Source organism: Virgibacillus ainsalahensis (assembly GCF_055380755.1).
The window spans coordinates 16,208-40,975 of the sequence record NZ_AP043943.1 but is presented as its reverse complement, the minus strand read 5'-3'; the positions used below and the strand labels follow the sequence as shown (position 1 = coordinate 40,975).

The window sequence follows — 24,768 nt, the reverse complement described above, 5'->3', positions numbered from 1 at the left end:
GCAACGTTTTCTAACCTGCCATCTACCATGTCCCATTATAACATGATTTTTTCTCCAGGCTATTTTCTAAAACATTGCGACTGTGATTACGCGTCCCACCGAAGTGATTTGGGACTGCGGTTACTCGTCCCACCGAAGTGATTTGGGACTGCGGTTACTCGTCCCACCGAAGTGATTTGTTGTTGGTGCCACAAAGATATAAAAGACGAAGTAACTTTATCGTGATTTCGCTTCTTCCATTTCTTTTGAACCCGAGCTATCACAATCGCTTCGGCAGAATACTTCGCTTTCCGCGGGCACGGCTTCAGCCTCCTCGCGGAAGATCGCCGCTGCGGGGTCTTACGTAAAGTGCTGTTCCCGCAGGAGTCTACGTATTCTGCCTACGCTGGGAGTGGTGTCCTGATTATAGAAAGGATAAAGCTCATAGAATTTATGTTTCATGAACGTATTCTCCGTTAAACAGAAAGCTATTCTAAGCTGCTTAAAAAATGCGAGACTCCAACGGGAAAAGGAAGAGTCTGAAGACCCCGCAGCGAGCGAATTAAAGAACATAGGCTAAGAACGCCCCGTCCTGGGGCAACGCCTATGTGACCAACATCGTGTTGGCCCGAGGCTGAAGCGTTCCCCGTGGAAAGCGAGTATTTTTTAAGCAGCGCTGCATTAGCATCTATTTTGTAAGGGATGAAAGGAAATCACTATTAAGTTACGTCGTCTTTTATATCAACTACGAATTAAAAAGCAACAAAGCTTTACGAAAAGAGCCTTTCTCCATAAAATTCAAAAGTCCCGGAACAGGCTCCGGGACTTCAAAGTACTTATACGTTTATTGTTTTCTTCAGCTGTTCTTCGGTATAGCGTTCGTACATCCATTGCAAAAATTCCAGTTCATTTTCATGCAACTGCCTGCCAAGCTTCTCTTTCGTATCTTCACATACCTGCAAAAAGCTCTCCATAACGCCACTTCCCTCCGTACTGAAGTTACCTAAAATTTGGTAATATCATTGTAACGCTATTGAAACGGAAAATCAATAGCAAAATATCAAATTAGCAGAATTTACAGATAAGTACTAAAAGTGACATATTATAAACACGAAATAGACAATTTCCGACGACAGGCGATTTCAGTGACCAATTCAATCATCAAAGCTAGTAAAATAGGCGTGTTGTCCCCCTTATGGACTATTTTAGAAAACACCCTATCTCAGAAGCTGAACGAAGAGTGAATCAGTCTTTCCGATCCACTCTTCCTCTATTTTTATTCATCATTCAATTTTGCTTCAAGCTCTGTTATACGGGCTCTGAGTTCATTGATATCTTCTTTTGTTGCCAGGCCCATTTCTTTTGCTGTTTTTTGGGTCTGCTCAAATTGCTTCGCGCTCCATTCATCTTTTTTCATTTCGCCTTTTGTAACAAAGCTTTGCATGACCGTTTTAGCCTGATCTCGTGACAGCTCATTTTTTTCTACCATTTCATTGAGCTTGCCGCTTAATTTTTCTTTACCACTAACGGCAGCGCCAAGACCCAATAGGAAGCCTTTTTTCAATGCATCACTCATTCGTAACACCCCCTCACATTCTGGATCGAATCATTCGATAATGCTTAAAGAAAATAATATTTATTATTATTATAAATATAGCTGCAACAACTAGTGAGATTACTGTCAACCCTATTAGATTTAAACTGTATCCATAAACTGTAAATCCTATTCCTATTACTACCATGATAAAACTAATACTCTCTAAAAGTAAATAAAAATGATGCTTCAACTTCGTCTGATGCTTTTCCTTATCCCACTGTCTGTCCTTTTCCCCATTTTCCAGCCATTTTAACATGGCTTTCGGAAAAGCAAGAACAGGGTCAGCCAGGTCTTTTGCCTTCTCCTTATAAATTGATTCGAATAATTCCCGTTTGCCATACCATTGTTTAATCTTCGGTTTGGCCCATTTTTCCAAATCAAGGTCCGGGTAAAGGGCAAATAATATTCCAACCACAATCGAAACCGCTCGTCCAAAATACGTATAATCGACAGAAAGCTGGATCGGCTGTTCTTTTATAATTGCACTTATTTCCTTCATAATTTGCTCCAAATCATGGGGATCCATTCCTTGGAGGGAACCATCCATATAAACAGCAAGCGCTTCTTCAATAACCTTCTTCAGTTTATTCTTATCTGCGTCGGGCAGAAGAAAACCCATATCCTCCAGCGCATCGACAACGATTTTATAATCATCAATGATTATGCCCTGAATAAGCCGTTTAAAATGCAGGGTGTCCTGTTTACTTATCTCAGCGACCATGCCAAAATCGATAACGGCAATTGTACCATCTGGCTGCACCAGAATATTTCCAGCATGTGGGTCAGCGTGGAAATTACCAACATGCAAAAACTGGTCAATATAGAAATTAAACAAGTCCCTGGCAATCTTCTCACTGCTTATATGATGTTTACTCATGTACTCCAGGTCTGTAATTTTCGCTCCGTCGGCCCATTCCATCACAAGCACTTTCTTTGTTGAAAGGTTTTCAAAGTAGGTGGGTATGTAGATGGAGGAATAATCCTTATAACGTTCCTTGAAATACTTTCCATATGCCAATTCCTGTTCATAATCAAGCTCCCGGTCCATCACACGGACAATCTCGATATACAACTCTTTCAGGTTCGCTATCTGCCCAATATTAGTGAATACTTTCAAGATCCAAAAGACCATACGCATGGCGGAGAAGTCTTTCCGAAAAACCTCCTCAATCCGATATCGTTGCACTTTAATCGCAACATCTGTACCATCAATTAACTTTCCGCGATACACTTCCCCAATGGAAGCAGAAGCAATAGATTTCTCATCAATTTCCGAAAGATGGTTTTCGACGGAAGTCCCCCATTCTTTTTCCATCAGTTCTTTTGCGTAATCATACGTCATCGGTGGAACATGATCCACCAGACCGGATAATTCTTTAATGAATACATCTGGCATAAAATCCGTTCTCGTACTTAGAAACTGGCCGAGCTTAATGAGGATCCCGCCCAGGTTTTCCGCTTTTAGCCGGTATTCCTTTGCCAAATTAGATAGTAAATCTTCCCATTTTCTCTTCGTTTTCGCATCCCAGATACTGTGGCGGAAATAAAAGAAATAGATGCGGACAATAAATGTAATTGCCATCCAGACAATAACTGTATACCGATAGCTAAATTTATATTTACGTGACTCCCTCAACACAAACACCTCATTATTCCTTACCCCTGACATTAAGCCAGATAAACTTATTTCTATTGTACATCACTATACAACGTCTGTGGTGTTGTATAATTATTCATTAATTCTTGTGAACATACATTTTTTCATTTATAATGAAATAGCCAAAAAGAGAACTTTAAGGAGAATACGAAACATGAACAGGAAACATTACAATCTTGGAAATCATTTAAAATTTATTATCCCATCCTTAATTGGAATATTTTTATTTATGACACCTGTCCCAACCTCTGATGGAATGACCATACCGATTGCTGTCTTGGCAAATTGGTTGCAGGATATTCTGGCTGGACAGCTTTCAGCAATAATGATGATTATTATCGTTATTACTGCGATTATGACAATAGTGGCCAGAATAATTGGGCCGGATGCATTTTCAAAAACACCTTTTTTCCAAAGCCTTTTTTATACCGGCTGGTTTTGGACAATTACAAGAATACTCGCAGCCATTTTCGCCATTATGGTTTATTTCCAGCTTGGTCCGGAAGCGATTCACGGGCCGGATACCGGTCAATTGCTTTTAGATGATTTGCTGCATGTGTTATTTGCCGTCTTTTTATTTGCGGGGTTATTTTTACCACTGCTGATGAATTTTGGTTTGCTTGAATTTTTTGGAACATTAATGACAAAAATAATGCGCCCGTTATTTAAACTGCCCGGACGTGCTTCGATTGATTCACTGGCGTCATGGATTGGTGATGGAACAATCGGGGTACTGCTGACAAGTAAACAATATCAGGCAGGGAATTACACCAAACGGGAAGCTGCAGTGATTGGTACAACTTTTTCCGTTGTCTCCATCACCTTCTCCCTTGTTATCATCTCCGAAGTGGGACTTGGGCATATGTTTGTTCCCTTCTATCTAACTGTATTAATAGCGGGCTTCTTGGCAGCATTAATCATGCCGCGTATTCCGCCATTATCGAGAAAATTGAATACCTATGTCGATGAGAATGCAACAGGTATTAATGAGGAAATTCCTGATGGAGATAATGTTTTAACATTCGGCTACAGACAAGCGCTCAATCGTGCAAGGAAAGAAACAAGTGTATTCCGGTTCTTTAAGGAAGGCGGACAGAATATCCTCGATATGTGGATGGGTGTAGCTCCAATTGTGATGGGGTTCGGCCTCATTGCATTGATTGTTGCTGAGTTTACACCGGTCTTCCAATGGCTCGGTATGCCATTCGTACCTATCCTTGAACTTATGCAGGTACCGGAAGCAGCCGCAGCTTCGGAAACATTATTGATTGGCTTTGCCGATATGTTCCTGCCGGCAGTTTTTGCAGCTTCAATTGAAGCCGAAATAACCCGCTTCATCATCGCGGCATTATCAGTTACACAGCTGATCTATATGTCAGAAGTCGGGGGATTATTATTAGGGTCAAAGGTTCCTGTAAACTTCAAGGACCTTATAATTATCTTCCTGCTACGTACAATTATTACATTACCGATTATTACGTTAATTGCACATATGATTTTTTAAAAAATAACCTTTCCATGTTCTGATATGGAAAGGTTATTTTATTCTGCGTTCGTGGCCGGAGGTTCGGCGCTCGTGGCGGATGGTCCTGAGCTTGGAACGTAATGTACTGCGTTCACGGCCGATAGTTCTGCGCTCACGGGCTTGGATGCTGCGTTCAGACTGGATTGTACTGCGGTCGGGCCAGAAAGTTCTGCGTTCACGAGCTTTTGTCCTATGCTCAGATTGGACAGTCCTGCGGCCGGACGCAATGTTCTGCGCTCATGGCCGGTGCTCCGGCGCTCGTGGGCTCGAGTCCTGCGTTCATCCTGGATCGTCCTGCTTTTTAATAAATTTTCTGTACCTCATATTGGAAGCCAATATACTGATAGTTTTGTTTTTGATACATTACACTTGGCGTGTCTTCCCCATCTGCAACCAGGATTACGATTTTATCCACGAACTTCTCCATCACATATTTTTGCAGGTTGCTGCCAATGCCCCTTCTTTGAAACGGTTCAAGCACGGTTAAATTATCAATTTCCGCCGTATCTTCGGCAATAATTATATCAACATATCCTGCCGGGGTTCCTTGGTAAAATGCCATCAATTGGAGAAAATTCGGATCATCGAATTGACGTTTCATCCATTTTGTTTTTTGTTTGGCAAATTCCCTGCCAAAAGCCACATCCTGCTTATACTGTAAGTCAAGAAGGATATCCAGCTTATCCGCTGTTACCTCCCCCACCTTTATCTCCGGCCGTTCTTTCATTAAAGGAAATTGATCCGGTTGAATCGCATATAATTCCAGAAAACCGGTCTCATAACCTGTATCTTCCAAGTAATCAATCAATGCTTCCCCTGGTTTTTCATTCGCTGGTAAGTAATATTTTTCGTGGTTTTGCCCATGTCTAAAATGAAATTCCCTTAAGTTATTAGCCATATCTTTAAACACGCTCAACGAGGGCATCAATTTAAATTCAATAAAATTACTATCGTACCTGTTCAGCATCTCAGGATAATGCACCTGTCTGTATTGCTCATTTTCCTCTATTGTATTTCCAAGCTTATAAATATTTTCAAATGTTATCTGTTTCATTTCTATGCCCTCTTTCCCTTAATAATCACCGGAGTTTCAAGAAGAATGCGTGCAAGGCCAACCTTTGTCTTTTCTCCTCCACTCAACGTGGAGAATTGATTATCCAATAGATCGTGAATTGCAAGGCCGTTCGCAATTTTTGCAATGCTGGCCTCCATTTCATATCCGCCTTTTCCTGTAAAATCATCCTGAAGATTCCCGTACTCCCTGATTAATCGCTGTAATTTTATATCTTTTGTTTCCTTACTCATTTCAAGCTCAAGCTTTAACATTTTTGCTTCTATTTCTAAAGGATCAGAGAAAGCTGTCATTAGAACATCTTTCGCAGTTTCCTTATGTCCAACGTCTGGAATTTGCGTGAGGTAGCCAATGTTATATCCTTTTTTCCAATGGATTTGTCCCGAATCAGGTGATTCCTTACCAGCTAATAGTTGTAATAATGTTGTTTTTCCGCTTCCATTCCTGCCGACTAAACCGACTCGATCTTTTTCTTGAATTTCGACTGTTATATCCTCAAAAATGGAGTCCCCTCCATACATTTTCCCTACTTGATTCACACTGCATGCAATCATGTATAATTCCTCCTCACAGGCATGTGAAAAATCTCTCCTAAATACAAAAAGCCATGGAGACAACATTCTCCATGGCTTTTTATTAATGATGGCATGAAAAAAGAGAGCATGAAAAGCCCTCCTCATAGCCGCTCATATATAATGTGGGTTTAGAGATGTTTTCACCGTTTTAAAATTGCTATTAAGTTGCTAAAAAAGGGCACACGTATCCCGTCATCAACTAAAACAGCAAATTTTGCACGGCTTAAATACAGGAATTCTGTCCAAAATCCGTGCACAAAAACAGATTGATTAAACATCTCTACCCACCTCCTTCTCTCTTATACTTAATTATATTCTATTTGTTCCAAATCTATTTTTCAAGCTTTTTCTTACTTGATCAAACAGTTTTGATGGATTTTAATGGGGGCATCTATTTTTACAAAAGAAACCAAATCGCCTTTACCACACATAATACGTTCTAATAGCTACTACATCGGCACCTCCTCCAGTACGTCCGGATTCCATTACTTTTTAATACGGTATTTTTTGGTGTTTGAATTAACAGTAACAAAAGAAGCATATCAACTGAAGAAGATGCTGCATTCAACAAGATAAGTATTTTTAATAATGGCGTTAGCACTCCCATTAGTCCAAGAATTATTGGGAGTAAAATCGAAAGGCTGATAAAAGGAGCAGCCGTTATGATCATGTACCGTGCTTTAGAAATTTCTTCTGTTGTATAAACATATCCCCCAAAGAATGTGAAGCCGATGAATGTCTGCGGTGATTGGATAAAATTCGGAACAAACAGGAGGTGGATGAATTCATGAATAACCACAGTGAGTAAAATTCCCAAAATGACACCAAAATGGATGGTTATGGTAAATGAACCGGATGCAAAACCAAATTCTCTTAGGGTAAGGTCAGAAAATATATGAATAGCACAGGCAGCGACAAACACATTAACGAGCATTAGCGGAATCGATACAATTGTTGTAAGAAGCAACGATTTCGGTTCTTTTAGTTGTGTCCAGCCGCTATTGATTAAATCATTATGTAGCTTCTCATCTGTTTTTGGCATTTTATGTGTGATCTTCATGATCTCCCTCCCCAATGAGTCGCTTATTGAAATGTAAAAAGCAAGATGAAAGTATATAAAATGTTCTTGAACAAAAAAGCGGACGATCTTGTTATAAAGACCGTCCGCTTTTTATAGGGGGTTACATCTATTTATACGATTCACCTGAATGTTTGTTTCACTACATTTGAAATTTTTTCCGTTTTTAATGCGGTGTTTTTTGGTACTTCATGATCTGCTTCTTCCTCTTCGGATTCTTTTTCGACAAGGCTGGCGTCATAGCCGAGCTGTTCAGCTATTCCACCCATGAACTCATAGAAGCTTTGTTCTTCTGATGGACCTGTGTTAAAAATGCCTGTAACATCATTTTGTACCATTTTTCCAACCGTATTTGCCAAATCTTCCACATGCACAAATGTGCGAATAAGGTCATCGCGAAAAGCTATTCGCTTCCCTGCACGTAAATGGTAAGACAGTTTATCTGTACGCTCATCGAGTTTTCCTATACTGTTTTCCCCATACACAGGGCCGGCTCTTAGAATCACATAATTCGAAAGTTCATTATAAATCAAATGCTCTGCTTTTACTTTCGCGTTCGTGTAATTGCTGTACAAATGATCATCCGGTAGTGACGATAAAGCATCCGCTTCATCGTAAGGCCCCTTTCCAGCACTGTAAACAAAATCGGATGAAATATAAATAAGCTTTGTTTCCGGTGTTATATGCGTTATTAAATGCATCAGCCCCTGATCTGTTAACTCATGTTCATTCGGGCCATTCATCACAGACCAGACTACAACGTCCGGTTCTTCCTTTTTATAATAGGAAGAAAATGACTCAGGCTTATTAACATCCAATTTATCCAGATGATCAAACAGTGGTGTATCATTAAGATAGGTTCCGCTTACCTCTATCCCATCTGCATCTTTTAATCGTTGAAATATGGAAGCCCCTACATATCCGTTTGCTCCAAATACACAAACTTTCATCTCGAACACCTGTCCTTTCTTCCTTACATTGAGTTACGATTCGGTTTGCGTGGAATCCCTGTCGCTTTTGGCGTTTATTGTCTTCTTCAAGATTGATACTTTTCCTTCAATGAGTGGCTGCATTAGACCAATGATTGGTTTGCTTGAAAGTAAAAGTACGATAAGCCCGGATATGGCTGCAAGCCCTACCACATCGAAAATGTTACCCACTTTAAATAGTTCGGCCTGACGAAAAAATTGAATAATAAACCCGTGAAGCAGATAAACATATAATGTCTTTGGACCAATATCGGAAAACCATTTTTCTTGTTTCGGCACCCATGCCAACACACTAATTATCATAACTCCTGCGGTAATATAAACTAGAAGCCGCGCCAGACCACCGAATTCCGCCATCCCTAAATCACTGTAGGATTTGGAAGCGAGTAACCATCCGGAATTAAAGTCCGGAGCATAATAAAATGCTGCCGCAATAACTGCCATGATAGCGATAGATGCGATTTTTACTCCTCTTTGTTTTACCCACATAAGCTGTTTTTCCGTAATCCAGTAACCAACCAGGAAAAACGGGAAGAAAACAAAGGTACGGGATAAGCTGAATGTATGACCGATTTCGCCAAAATAGCCGACAATTAAACCAATCTGGATTGCAATCATAATACTCAACGGAGCAGGTATTTTCTTAAACCAGAACAGCAGCATATGCCAGCTAAACAGGCTGAATAAAAACCATAAAGCCCATTGCGGATAAAAAAGACCATTTAACCAGTCTTTTTTTCCGATTAAAAAGTAATATCCAGTATACAATAGCTGAAATATAAGATATGGCATCAATAATTTCTTAGCGAGATTGATGACATACTTCTTATTCCCTAAACCTTTTGCAAAAAAACCTGAAAGCAAAATAAATGCCGGCATATGAAACGTATAAATCCACAAATATAATGTATTCATTCCTCGTGACCCGTCAATAAACGGCTGTATGATATGTCCAAATACGACCAGGAAAATCAATAATACTTTCGCATTGTCCAAAAAGACGTTTCTCTTCATTTTCTTCATCCTTTTAAGAACTGTATAATACTAACTATACCCGTTTTATAGAAAAAATACGTATATTTTATCGCTATTTCATCGAGTTGTTAGAAATCTGTAATTGGAATGAAAAGTTATAGGAATAATTGTGTAATTTTGACGGGGTAATATATACCGATTTTTGAGAGCGCGCTTGAGATTTCGATGCGCACTTGGCTCAAGGGGCGATGGTTCGCGTGATTCGGGCGATGTGTGCTGGATTGAGGACGATGGTTCAATTGATTCGGGTGATGCTCACTGGCTCGAGGGAGATGTTTCAATTGATTCGGGTGATGCGCACTGGCTCGAGGGCGATGGTTCACGTGATTCGGGCGATACGCACTGGCTCGAGGGTGATGTTTAACGTGATTCAGGCGATGCGCACTGGCTCGAGGGCGATGGTTCAATTGATTCGGGTGATGCGCACTGGCTCGAGGGCGATGGTTCAATTGATTCGGGTGATGCTCACATGCACGAAGGTGATGTTTCACTTGATTCGGGCGATACGCACTGGCTCGAGGGTGATATTTAACGTGATTCAGGCGATGCGCACTGGCTCGAGGGTGATGATTCACTTGATTCGGGTGATGCGCACTGGCTCGAGGGCAATGTTCTACTTGATTCGGGCGATGCGCACTGGCGCGGAGGTGATGTTTCACTTGATTCGGGCGATGCTCACATGCTCGAGGGCGATGGTTCAATTGATTCGGGTGATGCTCACATGCACGAAGGTGATGTTTCACTTGATTCGGGCGATGCTCACATGCACGGAGCCGATGTTTCACGTGATTCGGGCGATGCGCACTGGCCCAAAGGTGATGTGCATTGAGGCCGGATGTGCGCTCACAAGCACACATCGCCTCTTATGTTCCAGTCTTTTTCTTTTGTGTGGTCTTTTTTGTTGTTTTTCCTTTTGGCTGCTTCGGCTTTGGTTTTTCTTTTTTCGCGCGCTCAAGCGAGGCCTGCAGTGCATCCATCAGGTTGTCCGCAGCATCCGGTGCTGGTTTTCCTTTTGCCGGTGTTGCTGTTGTCGTTTCTTCATTATTTTTCTTTTGCTCAATTAACTCCATCAGGGCTGTCCGATATTCATCTGTATATTTCTCCGGATCGAATTCGGTTGTTAATTGATCTATCAGCATTTTTGCAGTATCCAGTTCTTTTTTGGCGGTTTTTACTTCATCGGGAACATTCGGTACGTCCTGTGTATCACGGACCTCATCCGGATAATGGATGGTTTCAGCTATCAAGGTATTATTATACACCCGAATGACTGCCAGCTGCTCTTTGGAACGGATGATTATTTTCGCTACACCGATTTTCCCCGTATCTTTGAGGGCATTTCGTAATAATCCATAAGCTTTACCTCCCCCTTCATTTGGCGATAGAAAATAGCTTTTTTCAAAATAGATCGGATCGATTTCCTCCAATTTCACGAAATCAACAATCTCTACTGCCTTATCTTCCTGCTCTTTTTTCAGGGCATCCAATTCTTCTTCATCTAAAACAACAAATTTATTTTTTGCATATTCATATGCTTTCACGATTTCATCATTACCAATTTCCTTATCACAAACCGGGCAAACCTTCTCATATTTAACCGGCGATTGACATTCCTTGTGCAGTTGACGGAGTTTTACATCCTTATTTTCCGTTGCTGCATGCATTTTTACAGGAATATTCACAAGACCGAAACTGATTGTCCCCTTCCACATGGTATGCATGAAAAAACCTCCCTTTTTTGTATAGTTTGTCGGTAACAATTATTTTTATCCTGCGAAGTTTATTTTTCTCACTTTGAGAAAGGTTAAAGAGAAAAGGAGATGCTGAGATGGACATCATGAAGCCAATAGCGAGCTCACAAACACCTTTAGAAGATGAGTGGTTATATGAAGTGAAGTTTGACGGTTTTCGCTGTGTCCTGGACTGGGGGCCTGAGCATATTCGACTTATAAGCAAAAACAACAAAGATTTAACCGGTAACTTTCCGGAAATTGTGGATACTTGCAGGAAGCACCAAATGAACGTAAGTGACCTCCTCCCATTAAAGCTTGATGGCGAATTGGTTGTTCTCAACAATCCATACCAGGCTAACTTTTCCCTGATTCAAAAACGCGGGCGTCTGAAAAATAAAGATACGATTAAGAAAGCAGCTGGGGCAAGACCAGCGCATTTTCTCGCATTTGATATATTGCGCCTGCAAGGAAACGCTTATCATAAGAAAAGCTATTTTGAGCGGAAGTCGATAATGGAAGAAGTTGTGCAAAAAACTGGTTTAAACTATATTGGCGCATATGAAAACCTTGATGAATTAAAGAAAATCATCTTTAAACATAAAGGGGAAGGCCTGATTGCCAAACGGAAGAAAAGCACGTACCAAAGCGGTAAAAATCACCATGACTGGTTCAAGGTAAAGAATTGGCGAACCATACATGGGTTTTTAACGCATTATGATACCAAAAACGACTATTTCACTGTATGTGTGTACGAAAATGAATCAATAAAGGAAATTGGAAAATGCAAGCACGGACTGGATACAGAAGCTTTCCGTACATTAAAGGATCTGTTTTCAAAAAACGGAGAACGGGTGGAGGATGGATATGTGTTGCCTCCCGCTATTTGTGCATCCATTCATACACTTGACTTATATAAAAATGAACTGCGCGAGCCGGAGTTCCATTCATTATTGCCTGATGCTTCACCGGCAGATTGTACGATGAAAAGATTACAGCTGGATATGGCCATGCTGCCGGACAGTGTAAACCTCACAAATACGGACAAGGTATTTTGGCCAGCAGATACACTTACAAAAGGAGATCTCCTCCGGTACATAAGAGAAATTGGACCATATATGCTGCCTTTCTTGAAAGAACGGGCATTAACTGTGATTCGTTCTCCTGATGGCGTTCGAAACGAGCATTTTTTTCAAAAACATCTGCCTGATTATGCTCCTGACTTTATCGACAGTGTCGAGCCGGGTGATGAGCGATTAATTATCTGTAATGAGTTGGATGCACTTGTATGGTTTGCTAATCACGGGGCAATTGAATATCATGTCCCCTTTCAAAGAGTGGATGAGAAGTATCCTGTCGAAATCGTTTTTGATCTGGATCCGCCTGATGGGGACCATTTTCATATGGCAATTCAGGCAGCACTTCGAATCAAGCCATTACTTGATGAGTTGGAGCTTGTCTCTTTTGTCAAAACTTCCGGGAATAAAGGATTGCAGATTCATATACCAATCCCCAAAGGGAGTATGACCTATGATGAAACAGCTATTTTCACACAGGCAATCGCCTGGACTGTTGAAAATGCCTATCCGGATATGCTGACAACTGAGCGGATGAAGAATAAAAGAAAGGGTCGGCTTTATATTGATTATGTTCAACATGGAAAGGATAAAACATTGATTGCGCCATATTCACCAAGAAAAACGGAAGCAGCAACCATTGCAACTCCACTGTTTTGGGAAGAAGTCGATGACGGTTTGCGCCCTGATTCGTTTACAATTGAAAATGTAGTACAACGTGTACAGGAGATTGGCTGCCCATTTCAGGATTACTTCAATGCAGGAGAACAGCAGAAACTGGATAAAGTGTTGGAAATGGTAAAAGAATAAGGGCCGAAGCTTCACAAAAATAGCCGCTCCTATCATGGAACGGCTACTCCTTCTACAATGAAGTGGCTTCTTCTATTGCAGTCTTATCATTGAATGTTTTTTTGTTGAAATTCTTTAATGCCCTAGATGTTAACGTACCGGAAACCATACTTCCATTCACATTCAGCGCTGTACGTCCCATATCGATAAGCGCCTCGATTGAGATCAACAGCCCGGCAAGTGCTACGGGAAGCCCCATGGATGACAGTACAATCAGGGCTGCGAACGTTGCTCCGCCACCTACACCTGCTACACCAAATGAGCTAATTCCAATAATGAGTACCAATTGAATGATGAAATCAAGTGATAATGGATCGATTCCTACCGTCGGTGCAATCATTACTGCAAGCATCGCGGGATAAATCCCGGCACATCCGTTTTGCCCCATTGTCGCCCCGAATGATGCTGACATGTTAGCAACACCCTGCTCGACACCGAGTGCATTTTTTTGTGCCTGAATATTTAAAGGAATCGTTCCTGCACTTGAACGTGAAGTGAAAGCAAAACCTAACACAGGCAGCGCTTTTTTCACGAATGTCAATGGATTCAAGCCAAATAACCCAACTAAAACCAGATGGAGGATGAACATAACAATCAATGCTACATATGAAGCGAGTACGAATTTACCAAGCTCCATAATACCTGCTACATCTGTATTCGCTACTGTATTTGCCATTAAAGCTAAAACCCCAAATGGCGCCAGACGCAAGACCAATGTAACGATACGCATGACAACACCATAAAAGGCATCGACAATTTTTGTGAAACGTTCCGCCTGTTCCGGGTTTTTTCTGCGTAAGCCAAGAACAGCTATACCTATAAATATCGAGAAAATAACAACCGAGATAACTGACGTCGGCCGCTCCCCTGTCATATCCAAAAAGATATTAGAGGGAATAAAGTTAATAATCCGTTGAGGTGTTGACTGATCCTCTACATCCCCAAGCCTGTTCTCAAGGTCTGCTGCCCGTTCGTTTTCTGCCTGGCCTGCTTCAATCTGATCTGCGTTCAGATCAAACAAAGTTGCTGTGCCAATTCCAACAAAAGCAGCTACCATTGTTGTTGTAATAAGGATTCCAATAATCCATGCAGACATCTTTCCAAGCTCTTTTGTCTTTTCCAACTTCGTAATCGATTGTATAATCGACACCATAACAAGTGGAACGACGATCATCATCAACAGGCGTATATAGCCGCTGCCGACAATACTGTACCAATCCGTCGTTTCTACTAAAACATCAGATCCTGCTCCATAAATGAACTGCAGTATTCCTCCCAGCAAAATTCCGAGACCAAGCCCGGTGAATACACGTTTTGTAAAGGAGAAATGCTTTTTTTGCATCCATATAAGTAAACCGATTATTGCTAATAAAACGGCGATATTCAATAAAATATATACTCCACCCATTTTTATCACTCCCACTTTTTTTCTTACTCCTGATGATTGCCTATACTGCCCTCATTAAATTATATGCTATGAATTTCTTATCGTCCATTAATTCCGATAAATTTAGTGTGACTAATTCAAGATACACTGATTTAAAGTAAGTGTCAAGGCTTTTTTTATGCCTTATGATTAATCCTTTAACTGCGAAAAAAAAAGCTCCACCCCAGATATAATGGGTGAAGCTTTACTTATTAACTGACCGAAGCATCCAGCTCGATTTCCACATTCCCCTGAATCGCCCGGGAAATCATACAGCTTTTCTCTGCTTTTTCTACTAACTTTTTCAGTTTTTGAAGTTGCTCATCTGTTGCATCACTTTTCAGCGCTACGGTTGGTTTGTGAATTATTTTTTTATATGTGAATACACCATTGGTCACATCGACAATCCCCTCGGATTTGAGCGACATTTCATCAAGGGGCAAATCAGCCCGCTCAATCATTGCAGCCAATGTGATGATATAACAGGTTGCTGCCGCACCAAGCAGCATCTCATCTGGGTTTGTCCCAACTCCCGGACCATCCATTTCAGGTGGAATAGATATTTTTGTCTTCAGATTCCCTGCTTCGATGGATCCCTCACTATTTCTTCCACCAGGCCAGTCTGCTGTTAAATGGAAATGATGTTCCGCCATTTGATCACCTCGGTATTATTGTAACGTAATGGTTGTTAAATTAGAAAACTTAGCATCCGCTATAGGCTTGGCGAAAAGACAAGTTTGCTTTAAATTTATACATTTGGCACAAGCAAAACGACTATAACATAACCTCCTGGACGGTCCAGAAGGTCATGGATACAGCCGATTATTTCCCATGTATTTTGATGTTGCCAATAGCTGCGTATGCATACACATCTACTTGGCACCATTCATCTTCACTTATTGGTGATCCAATATTTCTTTTAAAACTTGAGCTTGATTATTTTTCTCATCCTTTGCAGCATATAGCAACGTCACATGCTTATTATGTTTTTTGGTAATATCTTTTAGCTTCTCCAGTTCTTCCTGCTGCTCACCGCTATTCAGCTCTTCTTTATACTTTTTCTTGAATGAATCAAATTTATCCGGATCATGTCCGAATTCCTTTCGCAGATCATTCGATGGTCCAACTTCTTTCATCCAGTAATCCAGTTTTGCATCTTCCTTGGAAACACCTCTTGGCCATACGCGGTCCACCAGAACGCGAACACCATCTCCTTTTTCTGCATCTTCATAAATTCTTTTTGTTTTTACTGGCATTTTACTCACTCCTTGCTACATCCATACCCAAAAAAGAAGCAATCAACACATCTACATGCTGATTGCTTCTGAAGGGGGCTTATGCAGCATCTTGTTTTTCTTTGTTTGAGGAGAACCAGCCAACGAGCGCAATACCAACTAATACTCCATAGAAAATCAACTGCCATAACGCGGAATGTGGAAAGGCATGCGGAATCCATCCAATTTCATCATGCGCCATTACCAACACGGACAATTTTATACCAACCCATCCGACAATAAGAAAAGCTGCCACCTCGAGGCCAGGCCGTTTCTGAAGCAGTCCGACAAATATATTTGCTGCAAACCGCATAATGATCAGTCCGATCATACCACCAGCAAAAATGACCATAAATTGTCCCGTATCCAGACTTCCAATTGTACCAAGGCCTGTTGGTGGAAGGACTACTGCCAGGGCCACAGCGGCCAAAATCGAATCTACTGCAAAGGCCAAATCAGCAAACTCTACTTTTACAACAGTCATCCAGAAGCCGCTTCCTGATTTCGCTTTTTCCTGGGTGGAAGCGTCGCCTGTGGATTCCTCCGTTTTTTTCGTTTTAAACCTGTCATAAAAATTCTTTATTGAGATAAATATTAAATAAGCCGCACCCAATGCTTGTATCCACCACAACTCAACAACATACGAAATAATGAACAAGGACCCAAAACGCAGGACAAACGCCCCTGCCAGTCCATAAAACAGAGCTTTCTTCCGCTGTTTCTCCGGAAGATGGCGAACCATAATCGCCAATACCAAAGCATTATCCGCCGCAAGCAGACCTTCCAGACCAATTAAAATCACTAAAACCCATAAATATTCCAGTATCAATTCTGCTCCCATACTACAACTCCTTTAATATAAAAAATGGTCCTACCAACAGGTAAAGACCATAAAAAAAGAGACCTTTACCTATTTTAGGTAAAGGTCTCGCAAACAACGTCCGTTGCCAATTAAGCCGGAGAAATAATCTCGTAATGACGACTTAAATTGTACAGCTACTCCCCTTTAGGAATATTAACTTACTTTATTAAACCCTTTTTATCAAAAAATGTCAACATAAATGAAGGTTTGGTCAGCCCGGCCTCTTTATAGATTCGCACATTATTGTATCATTTTATCTATTACATCATCCATCGTCTTTTTAATGGATGCCAATTTCTCCTGGCTCTCCTGAGCATTATCTCCCCGAACGCCATAATAATATTTAATCTTTGGTTCCGTGCCGGATGGACGTAGGCAAACCCAGCCTTCCTGTTCAAGCACAAATTTCATCATGTTTTCTTTTGGTAACTGAATGGCTTCTTTCCTGTTTTCTTCAAGCAGCATACGCTCTCCAGAAATGTAGTCCTCAGCTTTTTCCACCTTAAATCCGCCAATTTCCTTTAATGGATAGTTGCGTGTTTCTTCCATAATTCTTGCAATCTGGTCAGAGCCTTCTTTGCCTTTTAATGTTAATGAACGCATCTCTTCCAGATAGTATCCGTGTTTTTCATAGAGCTCGTCAAGCCCGTCCAGCAGTGTCTTACCTTGCTTGTCCCAATAGTAAGCCATTTCTGTGGCCATCATCGCAGCCTGCACAGCATCTTTATCACGGGCAAAGCTTGAAATTAAATAGCCATAGCTCTCCTCAAATCCAAATATGAATGTTTCGCCTGTTGCATCAAACTGACGGATCTTTTCGCCAATATATTTAAAACCTGTTAATGTATCAATTGTTTTCACACCATAAGCGTCAGCAATCGCCCGGCCAAGTTCTGTCGTCACAACGGTTTTCAGCATACGGGCAGTTTTTAATATTTGGGTATCTGTCTTGGACAAAATATAATCAAGCAGCAATGCTCCCAATTGATTGCCTGTCAACACTTGATATTCCCCTGCCTTATTTTTCACAGCAACACCAAGACGATCCGCATCAGGATCTGTCCCCAATAAAATGGCAGCATTTCTTTCTTTTCCTTGTTCAATAGCATATGTGAATGCCTGATGTTCCTCCGGATTTGGAGATTTCACTGTGGAAAATTCCGGATCCGGCTTTGCTTGTTCCTCGACAACGTCTACATTAGTGAAATTCCACTGGTCCATTGCATTCGTAACGAGATGATGTGCCGTTCCATGCAATGGGGTGAAAACAATTTGCATGTCTTTCTCCTGGTTCTGCTCTTCTTCATCCAGTTTGGAAATCTGAATTAATTGCTCCAGATATGCATTATCGACTTCTTTACCAAGCCAATGCAACAACCCATCTTCTTCCAAGTTCTTTTGTTCCAAAAACGGTACGGTCAGCTCATCTCCCGTTTCCTGAATCGCATTAATTATTTCATCCGCCTCTTCTGGAGTAATCTGTCCACCATCTTCATTGTACACCTTGAATCCATTATACTCTGGTGGATTATGGCTCGCTGTAATCATTACTCCAGCTGCCGTTCCCAAATGACGCACAGCAAAAGATAAAAGTGGTGTAGGTCTTAGTGAATCAAAGACATGGGTGTTTATTCCATATGATCCGAGTACTTTTGCCACTTCGACCGCAAATTCCTGGGACATGTATCTTGAATCATATGCCACAACAACGCCACGGTCTCTTACATTAACGCGATTAGCAAGTAGATAATTCGCCAGACCGTTTACCGCTTTTCTAATGGTATAAACATTCATTCGGTTCGTTCCAGGCCCAAGAACGCCACGCATTCCCCCGGTTCCAAATGTCAGTTCTTTATAGAAGGCATCCTCCAATTCCTTCGGGTTATCCTGGATTTTCTCCAATCCTGCCTTCAGCGAAGAATCCAGATTGTGATATGTATTCCACTTCTGATAAACCTGCTCCCAATTATTCATCGTATCGCATCCTCCATTATGTATATATGTTCAGATTCTATCACACTTTTTGCGAATCTTCTATATTGTATGTTGTTTAATATCTATTGATTCCGGTTAAAATAGAAAGACTTTCTATTATTGGGATTTACAGTTATTATAGAATATATAATAAATGACGGAGGTAGTGTTATTTTGGTTAATAAACGATGGTTTCGAGTAATGGTTTTTTTCATTATGCTTTTTCTGTTAATCTGGTTAGTTTCAATTACAGATTTCATTTTTCTTCCTGTGGTTCAATTAATGGGGGCTATCGCCTTTCCTATGATCGGAGCCGGAATCCTTTATTATTTGACCAAACCGGTCATGCATTTATTCGAACGTTTTAAAATCCATCGTATCATTTCTATTATTCTCGTATTTTTACTAATCATTTCACTTTTATTCTTATTTATCCTGTTTATATGGCCAATTGCTCAAAGGCAATTTACCAATTTGATTCAAGGTATCCCATCAATGGTAACGATGGTGGAGGACTTTATTAATTACTGGCAGGCGAACTATTCCAGTATCCCGGACCAGGTCCTTAGTGCAATCAACGACTTTAACAATAATATTTCATCACATATTGAAAATATAGTGAACTATCTTTTCGGGTTTATTGGAGGATTTATCGGTCAGGTGTTTACCATTATCGCCGGGCTGGTACTAATCCCCTTCTTCCTTTTCTTTATGTTAAAAGATGGAGAGAAATTAGTTCCTTTTATCACGCAGGTCTTCAGTAAGAAAAAAGCAGACAATATACGCAACTTACTTAATAAGTTGGATGATGTATTATCCTCCTTTATTCAAGGACAGTTAATTGTCAGTTTTTGTGTAGGTATATTAATCTATATCGGTTATCTTATTCTCGGATTAGAATATGCCCTGGCACTTGCTTTGTTTGGAATGATAACGAATGTCATTCCATATCTCGGGCCATTCATCGCAGTTGCTCCTGCACTTCTTATAGGTGCCTTCCAGGACCCTGTGAACCTTATATGGGTATCGTTGATTATGCTCGTTGCGCAGCAAATTGAAAGTAATTTGATTTCTCCAAACGTTATGGGGCAGAAACTGGACCTGCATCCATTAACGATTATTACCGTTATCCTGGCTGCGGGAAGTATTGCAGGCTTTATCGGAATCATTTTTGCAGTACCGTTCTATGCCGTTGCAAAAACAATCATTGTCCATTTTTATCAAACCTATGTGGAATCGAAAAAAAGTAAAGATGATGCGCTGATTTAAGAAACCAAAATGGCGGCGTATAGCATGCCGTCACCACCTTTAATGAAACTAGCTAACTTAACCAGCAGGCTGTTTTCTAAAAGATTGGGACTGCGATTACGCTTCCCACCGAAAAAATTGTTGCTTTTGACACAATAGATATAAAAGACGAAGTAACTGCTGGGTTGATTTCGCTTCTTCCATTGAATCCGAGTGCTATCACAATCGCTTCGGCAGAATACTTCGCTTTCCGTGGGCACGGCTTCAGCCTCCTCAGAAGCAAAGAACGCTTCTTCCGGGGTCTTCAGACTCGTGCTATTCCCACAGGAGTCTACGCATTCTGCCTACGCTTAAAGTGGTGTTCTGATTATAGAAAGGATAAAGTTCATGAAATTTATGTTTCATGAACGTATTCTCTCTTAAACAGAAAGCTATTCTAAGCTGCTTAAAAAATGCGAGACTCCTACGGAAAAAGGAACAGTCTGAAGACCCCTAAGGCGAGGGCTCCCGCGAGTGAGGAGGCTGAAGCGTTCCCCCGTGGAAAGCGAGTATTTTTTAAGCAGCGCTTGACTAGCACTCATTTTGTAAAGGCTGAGAGGAAGTCACTGTTAGGTTACGTCGTCTTTTATATCAACTGCGACGTTAAGGAGCAACAAGATTTACCAAAAGAGCCAACCAGAAAATGTATAACCTTTATTCATGGTGGTTCTACTGAATAATTTTTCCCGTTCTAATCAAGGATCAACACTAAAATAAATGGTTGATATTAGTGAATAAATATGGTAATAAGACTGGTTAGCGGAGGAAAAAACGGAGACTCCTGCTTAGAAAGCGCAGTGGGAAGACCCCGCAGGAAAAAAGTGAACTCCTTTTTTCCGAGGAGGCTGAGCTCAAGCCCGCGGAAAGCGTAGTGTTTTTCCGCAGCGGTCACTATAATTCATAATTACACCTAGTTTGTCAACTATAAATTTTGGTGAAGAGCCCTAATTACAGTTATTTTCATACAAAAGTGTTCACTTGTTTTATAAAGCGATTTTCAACTACACTAAAGACAGAGGGGGGATTTTTCAATGACAAAGAAAGAATTACAGGCAAAATTGGAAGAATTAAAATCCGATTATGTTCGGATTCAAAGTGATATGGATAAATTGGAATATGTAAAAGGAAGAGTTTCCTCCGCGGAAAACCAATTAATCCGCCTGGAAGGGGAAATTGCAGAAGTCAATCGCCAACTCGAAGAAATCGAGTAGGAAAGAAAAGCAGAGACGACTGCGCAGAAATGATTAATTAGAAAAAGCGTGAGGCCATCCATGAGGCCTCACGCTTTTCTTATTTTTCTTTTCCATTATTATTCCGTTGTGTTTCCAATTTCTTCTGTATTTTTGCTTTTTCTTTACTTGGCGGTGTCAAGCTTATAATTTTATCGCCTATTGCGGGAACTGTCCGCATTTCTTCTGAATAGAATTTAAGCTGACCGTTTGGCCTAATCAAATATAAAAAGACAGAAGAGTCATCTTTTTCTTTTACATATTCTTTATAATTAAATCGTTCGGTAAGTGTAGTCTGACGAAATACATAATGATCATTTAATTTATCATTGAGAACATCCATCGGGAAGTTCTTATCAAATAAGATTCTTCCACCGACTTTGGAAACATTGATACTGGAGCCGCGATTAAAGTGACGGTAAGGGCTTATCTTAAATACATGCATTCTTCCGTATTCCGGTATAAACGTTTGACAAATCAAAGCATTATACGCATTGTCGTCGGTTGCTGCAATTAAATATTCGTATGGCATTGTATCCAGATTATACTCTGTCTGCTCGGAAAGAATGCTGCCATGATAAAATGGCACCCCTCCCTTACGCGCAGCCGCCAATCTTTCCCAGGAAGAATCAACAATCAGAACGGGTATCTTAGATTTCTCAAGGGTCTTTGCAAGCTGGACGGTAAAAGAATTACTGCCGACAATTAGCACACCTGGAATTCCTTCCATGGATAAATTGAGCTTCTTGGATAACCACCCAATTGAAAACCCATGTGCCACAACCGTGAAAAACACAAGTGCAAACGTTAATGTAGTAAGGATTTCAGCATCTTCATATCCGGCTTCCAGTAATATCGTTGCAAAATATCCGGACACGGTTAAGGCAACGATACCTCTTGGTGCAATCCAGCCTACTAATGCTTTTTCATTAAATGTCATTTCTGTACCAGCAGTCGAGAGAAAGATGGACAATGGCCGGACAATAAACATCATCAGTAAGACATAGCCGATAATATTCGGATTAAAGACTTGCAGCAATGTGTCGACCTCTAGTGAAGCCGTCAGCATAATGAAGATTGCTGATATTAAGAGAATGGAGATATTTTCCTTAAAGTGCCGCATATCCGAAATGGAGCTGATTCCCATATTAGCAAGGGTAATCCCCATGGCCGTTACGGATAATAGACCTGTTTCATGCATAATTTCATCTGCCGCCGTAAAACACAAAATGACAACAACAAATACTGCGGGAGACTTGAGAAATTCCGGCATATGTCCTGTTTCAAACATCCAGCCGATTCCTCTCCCACATGCCCAGCCGAATAATGCTGCAAACAGGGAAGCTGCAAAAAACAGCATCAGCTGTGTTCCATCAGGATTCGCTGCGGTAAGAAACGTAATAATCTCAAATGCAAACACGGCGAGAAGTGCACCGATCGGATCAACAATAATACCTTCCCACTTTAATATCTTAGCCGGTCTTTTCTTTAATTTGGACTGACGGAGCAATGGCATAATTACCGTTGGACCTGTCACGATAAACAAACCACCTATAACAAATGCAACTGTCCATGACAATCCCGCGATATAGTGTGCGGTTAGCGAACCAAGAATCCAGGCGATAAACGCACCGATGGTAGAGATTCTAAAAATGGGCTTACCCATTCCGCGAAGTTCCTTAAAGCTTAAATTCAAACTGCCTTCAAACAGAATAATTGCTACAGCTACAGAAATAATCGGACTATATAATGCGCCAAAATCCTCCTCAGGATTAATCACTCCCAAGATGGGACCTGCAAGCAGGCCGGTAATGGACATGATTACAATTGCCGGCAGCCGGTAACGCCATGCTACCCATTGCGATCCTATCCCCAATAGGAGAACCAGCATGACTTCAAATAATAGAGATGGTATCATCTTCATCCCCCCTATTCTCCTTATATATAAGTGACATTTTATAGATACTGCCAAGGAATGTAAACAGATTTGCTACTCGGGTAAAAAACCAAAATATATCCTAACACATAACCGCTTGAAATAATACGTTGACAAGCCAATTTTATTTTTGTAAGATTAATTTTTGTTTGGGATATATTCAGAATTATAGCGAATAGATCCCTCTTAAATAGTCTGATAATATTGAAAATAACAAGGGGATAACTTATATGAATAGAGATACATTTACCATTGGATTTATGCTTTTCGCATTGTTTTTTGGAGCAGGTAACCTAATATACCCCCCTACACTTGGGATTGACGCTGGAACTTCCTATTGGGCAGCAATCAGCGGTTTTCTCCTGACAGGTGTGGGACTCCCAATACTTGCTGTTACAGCAATTTCCTTTGTAAAGGATGACGCAAGAGAATTGGCTAACCGGGTTCACCCGATCTTCGGACTCATTTTCACTTCCGTCGTCTACCTCGCAATCGGGCCATTTTTCGGCATACCCAGGGCAGCAACAGTAGGATATGAAATGAGCCTGGAAGCTTTTCTTGATGCACCGTCTCCTATCGTATTATTCGTTTTTACACTGATTTTCTTTGTTTTAGTATACTTTGTCAGTTTAAACCCATCAAGAATGGTGGATCGTATCGGCCAATATTTGACACCTGTACTGCTACTTTCCATTATTGCTCTTAGTATAGGAGCATTATTGTTACTTGATACACCTTTAGATATACCAGTTGAAAAATATGAGACATCACCATTTTTCACAGGATTTGTCGAGGGATATTTAACAATGGATGCGATTGCGGCACTTGCCTTTGGTATCATCGTTGTCAATGCATTTAAAGAACGTGGTATCACATCCAAACCGAACCTAGTTAAATCAACCTTAAAGGCAGGTCTTATTGCTGGAATCGGTCTGGTGGCTGTATATACGGCCCTTGGCTGGATGGGCACAAAAATGGCTTCACATGGAACGTATACGAACGGAGGAGAAATTTTGTCCAGTGCCGCTTATGTAATATTTGGCAATTTTGGTGCACTATTACTTGGAGTAATCGTTGTGCTGGCATGTTTTACCACCTCTGTAGGTCTGGTCGTAGCTGCCGGGCAATTTTTCATGAAAATACTACCTCTTCCTTATAAATGGATTATTCTTCTTGTGACGCTTGTTAGTTTCGCCATTTCAAATCAGGGTTTAAACACAATTATCAGTGTCTCTGTACCTGTACTTACATTCGTTTATCCGATTGCAATCGTGTTGATCCTTTTAACATTTATGCAGAAGCTTTTTCATAATTCAAAGGCAGTATACCGTGGAGCAATTCTCCTGACTGTCATTGTCAGCCTGTATGATGGTCTCGTTGCATTTGGATTAGAATTACCAAGGATTGCCGCTTTCATGGAAAAATTGCCATTTTTTGAAATTGGGCTGGGATGGGTCGTTCCGGCAGCCATTGGCGCTGTGATAGGATCTTTCGTATCAAATGATAAGAAAGATACAGATGCCGCTTCATGAATCGTTGAATTTGGGGATAATCAACCGGCATGTTGATTTTTTCCCTTTTGTTTTATTTTAGAAGGGTATAAAATTATAGCAGGAAA

The 24,768-nt window shown here is 40.8% G+C and carries 21 protein-coding genes; 5 read left to right on the top strand and 16 right to left on the bottom strand.

The window, feature by feature from the left end; all coding sequences use genetic code 11:
* Positions 1-815 precede the first annotated feature (815 nt).
* The 3 genes from ACZ427_RS00170 to ACZ427_RS00160 all read right to left on the bottom strand — a co-directional run bounded on the left by ACZ427_RS00170 (position 816) and on the right by ACZ427_RS00160 (position 3,212).
* The gene (locus ACZ427_RS00170) at positions 816-953 is read right to left on the bottom strand and encodes a hypothetical protein (protein ID WP_461177211.1); all 138 of its coding nucleotides are present in this window, start codon (positions 951-953) and stop codon (positions 816-818) included.
* A 302-nt stretch (positions 954-1,255) separates the two neighbouring features.
* On the bottom strand, positions 1,256-1,555 hold the full coding sequence (locus ACZ427_RS00165) for a phasin family protein (RefSeq protein ID WP_461177212.1): 300 nt from the start codon (positions 1,553-1,555) through the stop codon (positions 1,256-1,258).
* Between the two features lie 13 nt (positions 1,556-1,568).
* The gene (locus tag ACZ427_RS00160; protein WP_461177213.1) at positions 1,569-3,212 is read right to left on the bottom strand and encodes an ABC1 kinase family protein; all 1,644 of its coding nucleotides are present in this window, start codon (positions 3,210-3,212) and stop codon (positions 1,569-1,571) included.
* Positions 3,213-3,387: 175 nt separating this feature from the next.
* Between ACZ427_RS00160 and ACZ427_RS00155 the strand changes: the two genes are divergently transcribed.
* Positions 3,388-4,737, top strand: coding sequence for a YjiH family protein (locus ACZ427_RS00155; protein WP_461177214.1), 1,350 nt, complete (start codon positions 3,388-3,390; stop codon positions 4,735-4,737).
* 322 nt (positions 4,738-5,059) lie between these two features.
* Here the strand turns inward: ACZ427_RS00155 and ACZ427_RS00150 are convergent, their stop codons facing one another.
* The 7 genes from ACZ427_RS00150 to ku form a co-directional block, all read right to left on the bottom strand.
* Positions 5,060-5,812, bottom strand: a complete 753-nt coding sequence (locus ACZ427_RS00150; protein ID WP_461177215.1) for a GNAT family N-acetyltransferase — start codon at positions 5,810-5,812, stop codon at positions 5,060-5,062.
* Positions 5,813-5,814: 2 nt separating this feature from the next.
* Entirely contained in the window at positions 5,815-6,384 is a 570-nt protein-coding gene (locus tag ACZ427_RS00145; protein ID WP_464883488.1) for an ATP-binding cassette domain-containing protein, read from the bottom strand.
* Positions 6,385-6,545: 161 nt separating this feature from the next.
* Entirely contained in the window at positions 6,546-6,683 is a 138-nt protein-coding gene (locus tag ACZ427_RS00140) for an RAxF-45 family protein (protein ID WP_461177216.1), read from the bottom strand.
* Positions 6,684-6,844: 161 nt separating this feature from the next.
* Entirely contained in the window at positions 6,845-7,465 is a 621-nt protein-coding gene (locus ACZ427_RS00135) for a DUF3267 domain-containing protein (protein ID WP_461177217.1), read from the bottom strand.
* Between the two features lie 140 nt (positions 7,466-7,605).
* Complete coding sequence (locus ACZ427_RS00130; protein ID WP_461177455.1) at positions 7,606-8,433, bottom strand: sugar nucleotide-binding protein; 828 nt, start codon at positions 8,431-8,433, stop codon at positions 7,606-7,608.
* 33 nt (positions 8,434-8,466) lie between these two features.
* A complete protein-coding gene (locus ACZ427_RS00125; RefSeq protein ID WP_461177218.1) occupies positions 8,467-9,486 on the bottom strand; it encodes an acyltransferase family protein in 1,020 nt (339 codons plus the stop codon).
* A gap of 884 nt (positions 9,487-10,370) precedes the next feature.
* Entirely contained in the window at positions 10,371-11,228 is an 858-nt protein-coding gene (gene ku, locus ACZ427_RS00120) for a non-homologous end joining protein Ku (protein ID WP_461177219.1), read from the bottom strand.
* Between the two features lie 107 nt (positions 11,229-11,335).
* Between ku and ACZ427_RS00115 the strand changes: the two genes are divergently transcribed.
* Positions 11,336-13,123, top strand: a complete 1,788-nt coding sequence (locus ACZ427_RS00115; RefSeq protein WP_461177220.1) for a DNA ligase D — start codon at positions 11,336-11,338, stop codon at positions 13,121-13,123.
* Between the two features lie 52 nt (positions 13,124-13,175).
* Here ACZ427_RS00115 and ACZ427_RS00110 read toward each other — a convergent pair whose 3' ends face one another.
* From ACZ427_RS00110 to ACZ427_RS00090, 5 genes are all read right to left on the bottom strand, one after another.
* Complete coding sequence (locus ACZ427_RS00110; RefSeq protein WP_461177221.1) at positions 13,176-14,570, bottom strand: L-cystine transporter; 1,395 nt, start codon at positions 14,568-14,570, stop codon at positions 13,176-13,178.
* Positions 14,571-14,800: 230 nt separating this feature from the next.
* A complete protein-coding gene (locus ACZ427_RS00105; protein WP_461177222.1) occupies positions 14,801-15,241 on the bottom strand; it encodes an OsmC family protein in 441 nt (146 codons plus the stop codon).
* Between the two features lie 243 nt (positions 15,242-15,484).
* Positions 15,485-15,844, bottom strand: coding sequence for a DUF488 domain-containing protein (locus ACZ427_RS00100; protein WP_461177223.1), 360 nt, complete (start codon positions 15,842-15,844; stop codon positions 15,485-15,487).
* 79 nt (positions 15,845-15,923) lie between these two features.
* Positions 15,924-16,703, bottom strand: a complete 780-nt coding sequence (locus ACZ427_RS00095; RefSeq protein WP_461177224.1) for a TerC family protein — start codon at positions 16,701-16,703, stop codon at positions 15,924-15,926.
* A gap of 261 nt (positions 16,704-16,964) precedes the next feature.
* Positions 16,965-18,698 (bottom strand): phospho-sugar mutase, encoded by a 1,734-nt coding sequence (locus ACZ427_RS00090; RefSeq protein ID WP_461177225.1) that lies wholly within the window; start codon positions 18,696-18,698, stop codon positions 16,965-16,967.
* Between the two features lie 201 nt (positions 18,699-18,899).
* On the opposite strand from ACZ427_RS00090, the gene ACZ427_RS00085 reads away from it, so the two are divergent.
* On the top strand, positions 18,900-19,967 hold the full coding sequence (locus tag ACZ427_RS00085; RefSeq protein ID WP_461177226.1) for an AI-2E family transporter: 1,068 nt from the start codon (positions 18,900-18,902) through the stop codon (positions 19,965-19,967).
* A 1,049-nt stretch (positions 19,968-21,016) separates the two neighbouring features.
* Complete coding sequence (locus ACZ427_RS00080; RefSeq protein ID WP_461177227.1) at positions 21,017-21,196, top strand: SE1832 family protein; 180 nt, start codon at positions 21,017-21,019, stop codon at positions 21,194-21,196.
* A 79-nt stretch (positions 21,197-21,275) separates the two neighbouring features.
* On the opposite strand, the gene ACZ427_RS00075 is transcribed toward ACZ427_RS00080, so the two are convergent.
* On the bottom strand, positions 21,276-23,132 hold the full coding sequence (locus ACZ427_RS00075; protein ID WP_461177456.1) for a cation:proton antiporter: 1,857 nt from the start codon (positions 23,130-23,132) through the stop codon (positions 21,276-21,278).
* A 248-nt stretch (positions 23,133-23,380) separates the two neighbouring features.
* Between ACZ427_RS00075 and brnQ the strand changes: the two genes are divergently transcribed.
* Positions 23,381-24,682, top strand: coding sequence for a branched-chain amino acid transport system II carrier protein (gene brnQ / locus ACZ427_RS00070; protein WP_461177228.1), 1,302 nt, complete (start codon positions 23,381-23,383; stop codon positions 24,680-24,682).
* Positions 24,683-24,768: the final 86 nt, after the last annotated feature.

What these genes read in the sequence shown, in the direction of transcription:
- ACZ427_RS00170 (WP_461177211.1), bottom strand. Translation starts at nt 953, where the DNA reads ATGGAGAGCTTTTTGCAGGTATGTGAAGATACGAAAGAGAAGCTTGGC.
- ACZ427_RS00165 (WP_461177212.1), bottom strand. Translation starts at nt 1,555, where the DNA reads ATGAGTGATGCATTGAAAAAAGGCTTCCTATTGGGTCTTGGCGCTGCC.
- ACZ427_RS00155 (WP_461177214.1), top strand. Translation starts at nt 3,388, where the DNA reads ATGAACAGGAAACATTACAATCTTGGAAATCATTTAAAATTTATTATC.
- ACZ427_RS00150 (WP_461177215.1), bottom strand. Translation starts at nt 5,812, where the DNA reads ATGAAACAGATAACATTTGAAAATATTTATAAGCTTGGAAATACAATA.
- ACZ427_RS00145 (WP_464883488.1), bottom strand. Translation starts at nt 6,384, where the DNA reads ATGATTGCATGCAGTGTGAATCAAGTAGGGAAAATGTATGGAGGGGAC.
- ACZ427_RS00140 (WP_461177216.1), bottom strand. Translation starts at nt 6,683, where the DNA reads ATGTTTAATCAATCTGTTTTTGTGCACGGATTTTGGACAGAATTCCTG.
- ACZ427_RS00135 (WP_461177217.1), bottom strand. Translation starts at nt 7,465, where the DNA reads ATGAAGATCACACATAAAATGCCAAAAACAGATGAGAAGCTACATAAT.
- ACZ427_RS00130 (WP_461177455.1), bottom strand. Translation starts at nt 8,433, where the DNA reads ATGAAAGTTTGTGTATTTGGAGCAAACGGATATGTAGGGGCTTCCATA.
- ACZ427_RS00125 (WP_461177218.1), bottom strand. Translation starts at nt 9,486, where the DNA reads ATGAAGAGAAACGTCTTTTTGGACAATGCGAAAGTATTATTGATTTTC.
- ku (WP_461177219.1), bottom strand. Translation starts at nt 11,228, where the DNA reads ATGCATACCATGTGGAAGGGGACAATCAGTTTCGGTCTTGTGAATATT.
- ACZ427_RS00115 (WP_461177220.1), top strand. Translation starts at nt 11,336, where the DNA reads ATGGACATCATGAAGCCAATAGCGAGCTCACAAACACCTTTAGAAGAT.
- ACZ427_RS00110 (WP_461177221.1), bottom strand. Translation starts at nt 14,570, where the DNA reads ATGGGTGGAGTATATATTTTATTGAATATCGCCGTTTTATTAGCAATA.
- ACZ427_RS00105 (WP_461177222.1), bottom strand. Translation starts at nt 15,241, where the DNA reads ATGGCGGAACATCATTTCCATTTAACAGCAGACTGGCCTGGTGGAAGA.
- ACZ427_RS00100 (WP_461177223.1), bottom strand. Translation starts at nt 15,844, where the DNA reads ATGCCAGTAAAAACAAAAAGAATTTATGAAGATGCAGAAAAAGGAGAT.
- ACZ427_RS00095 (WP_461177224.1), bottom strand. Translation starts at nt 16,703, where the DNA reads ATGGGAGCAGAATTGATACTGGAATATTTATGGGTTTTAGTGATTTTA.
- ACZ427_RS00090 (WP_461177225.1), bottom strand. Translation starts at nt 18,698, where the DNA reads ATGAATAATTGGGAGCAGGTTTATCAGAAGTGGAATACATATCACAAT.
- ACZ427_RS00085 (WP_461177226.1), top strand. Translation starts at nt 18,900, where the DNA reads ATGGTTTTTTTCATTATGCTTTTTCTGTTAATCTGGTTAGTTTCAATT.
- ACZ427_RS00080 (WP_461177227.1), top strand. Translation starts at nt 21,017, where the DNA reads ATGACAAAGAAAGAATTACAGGCAAAATTGGAAGAATTAAAATCCGAT.
- ACZ427_RS00075 (WP_461177456.1), bottom strand. Translation starts at nt 23,132, where the DNA reads ATGATACCATCTCTATTATTTGAAGTCATGCTGGTTCTCCTATTGGGG.
- brnQ (WP_461177228.1), top strand. Translation starts at nt 23,381, where the DNA reads ATGAATAGAGATACATTTACCATTGGATTTATGCTTTTCGCATTGTTT.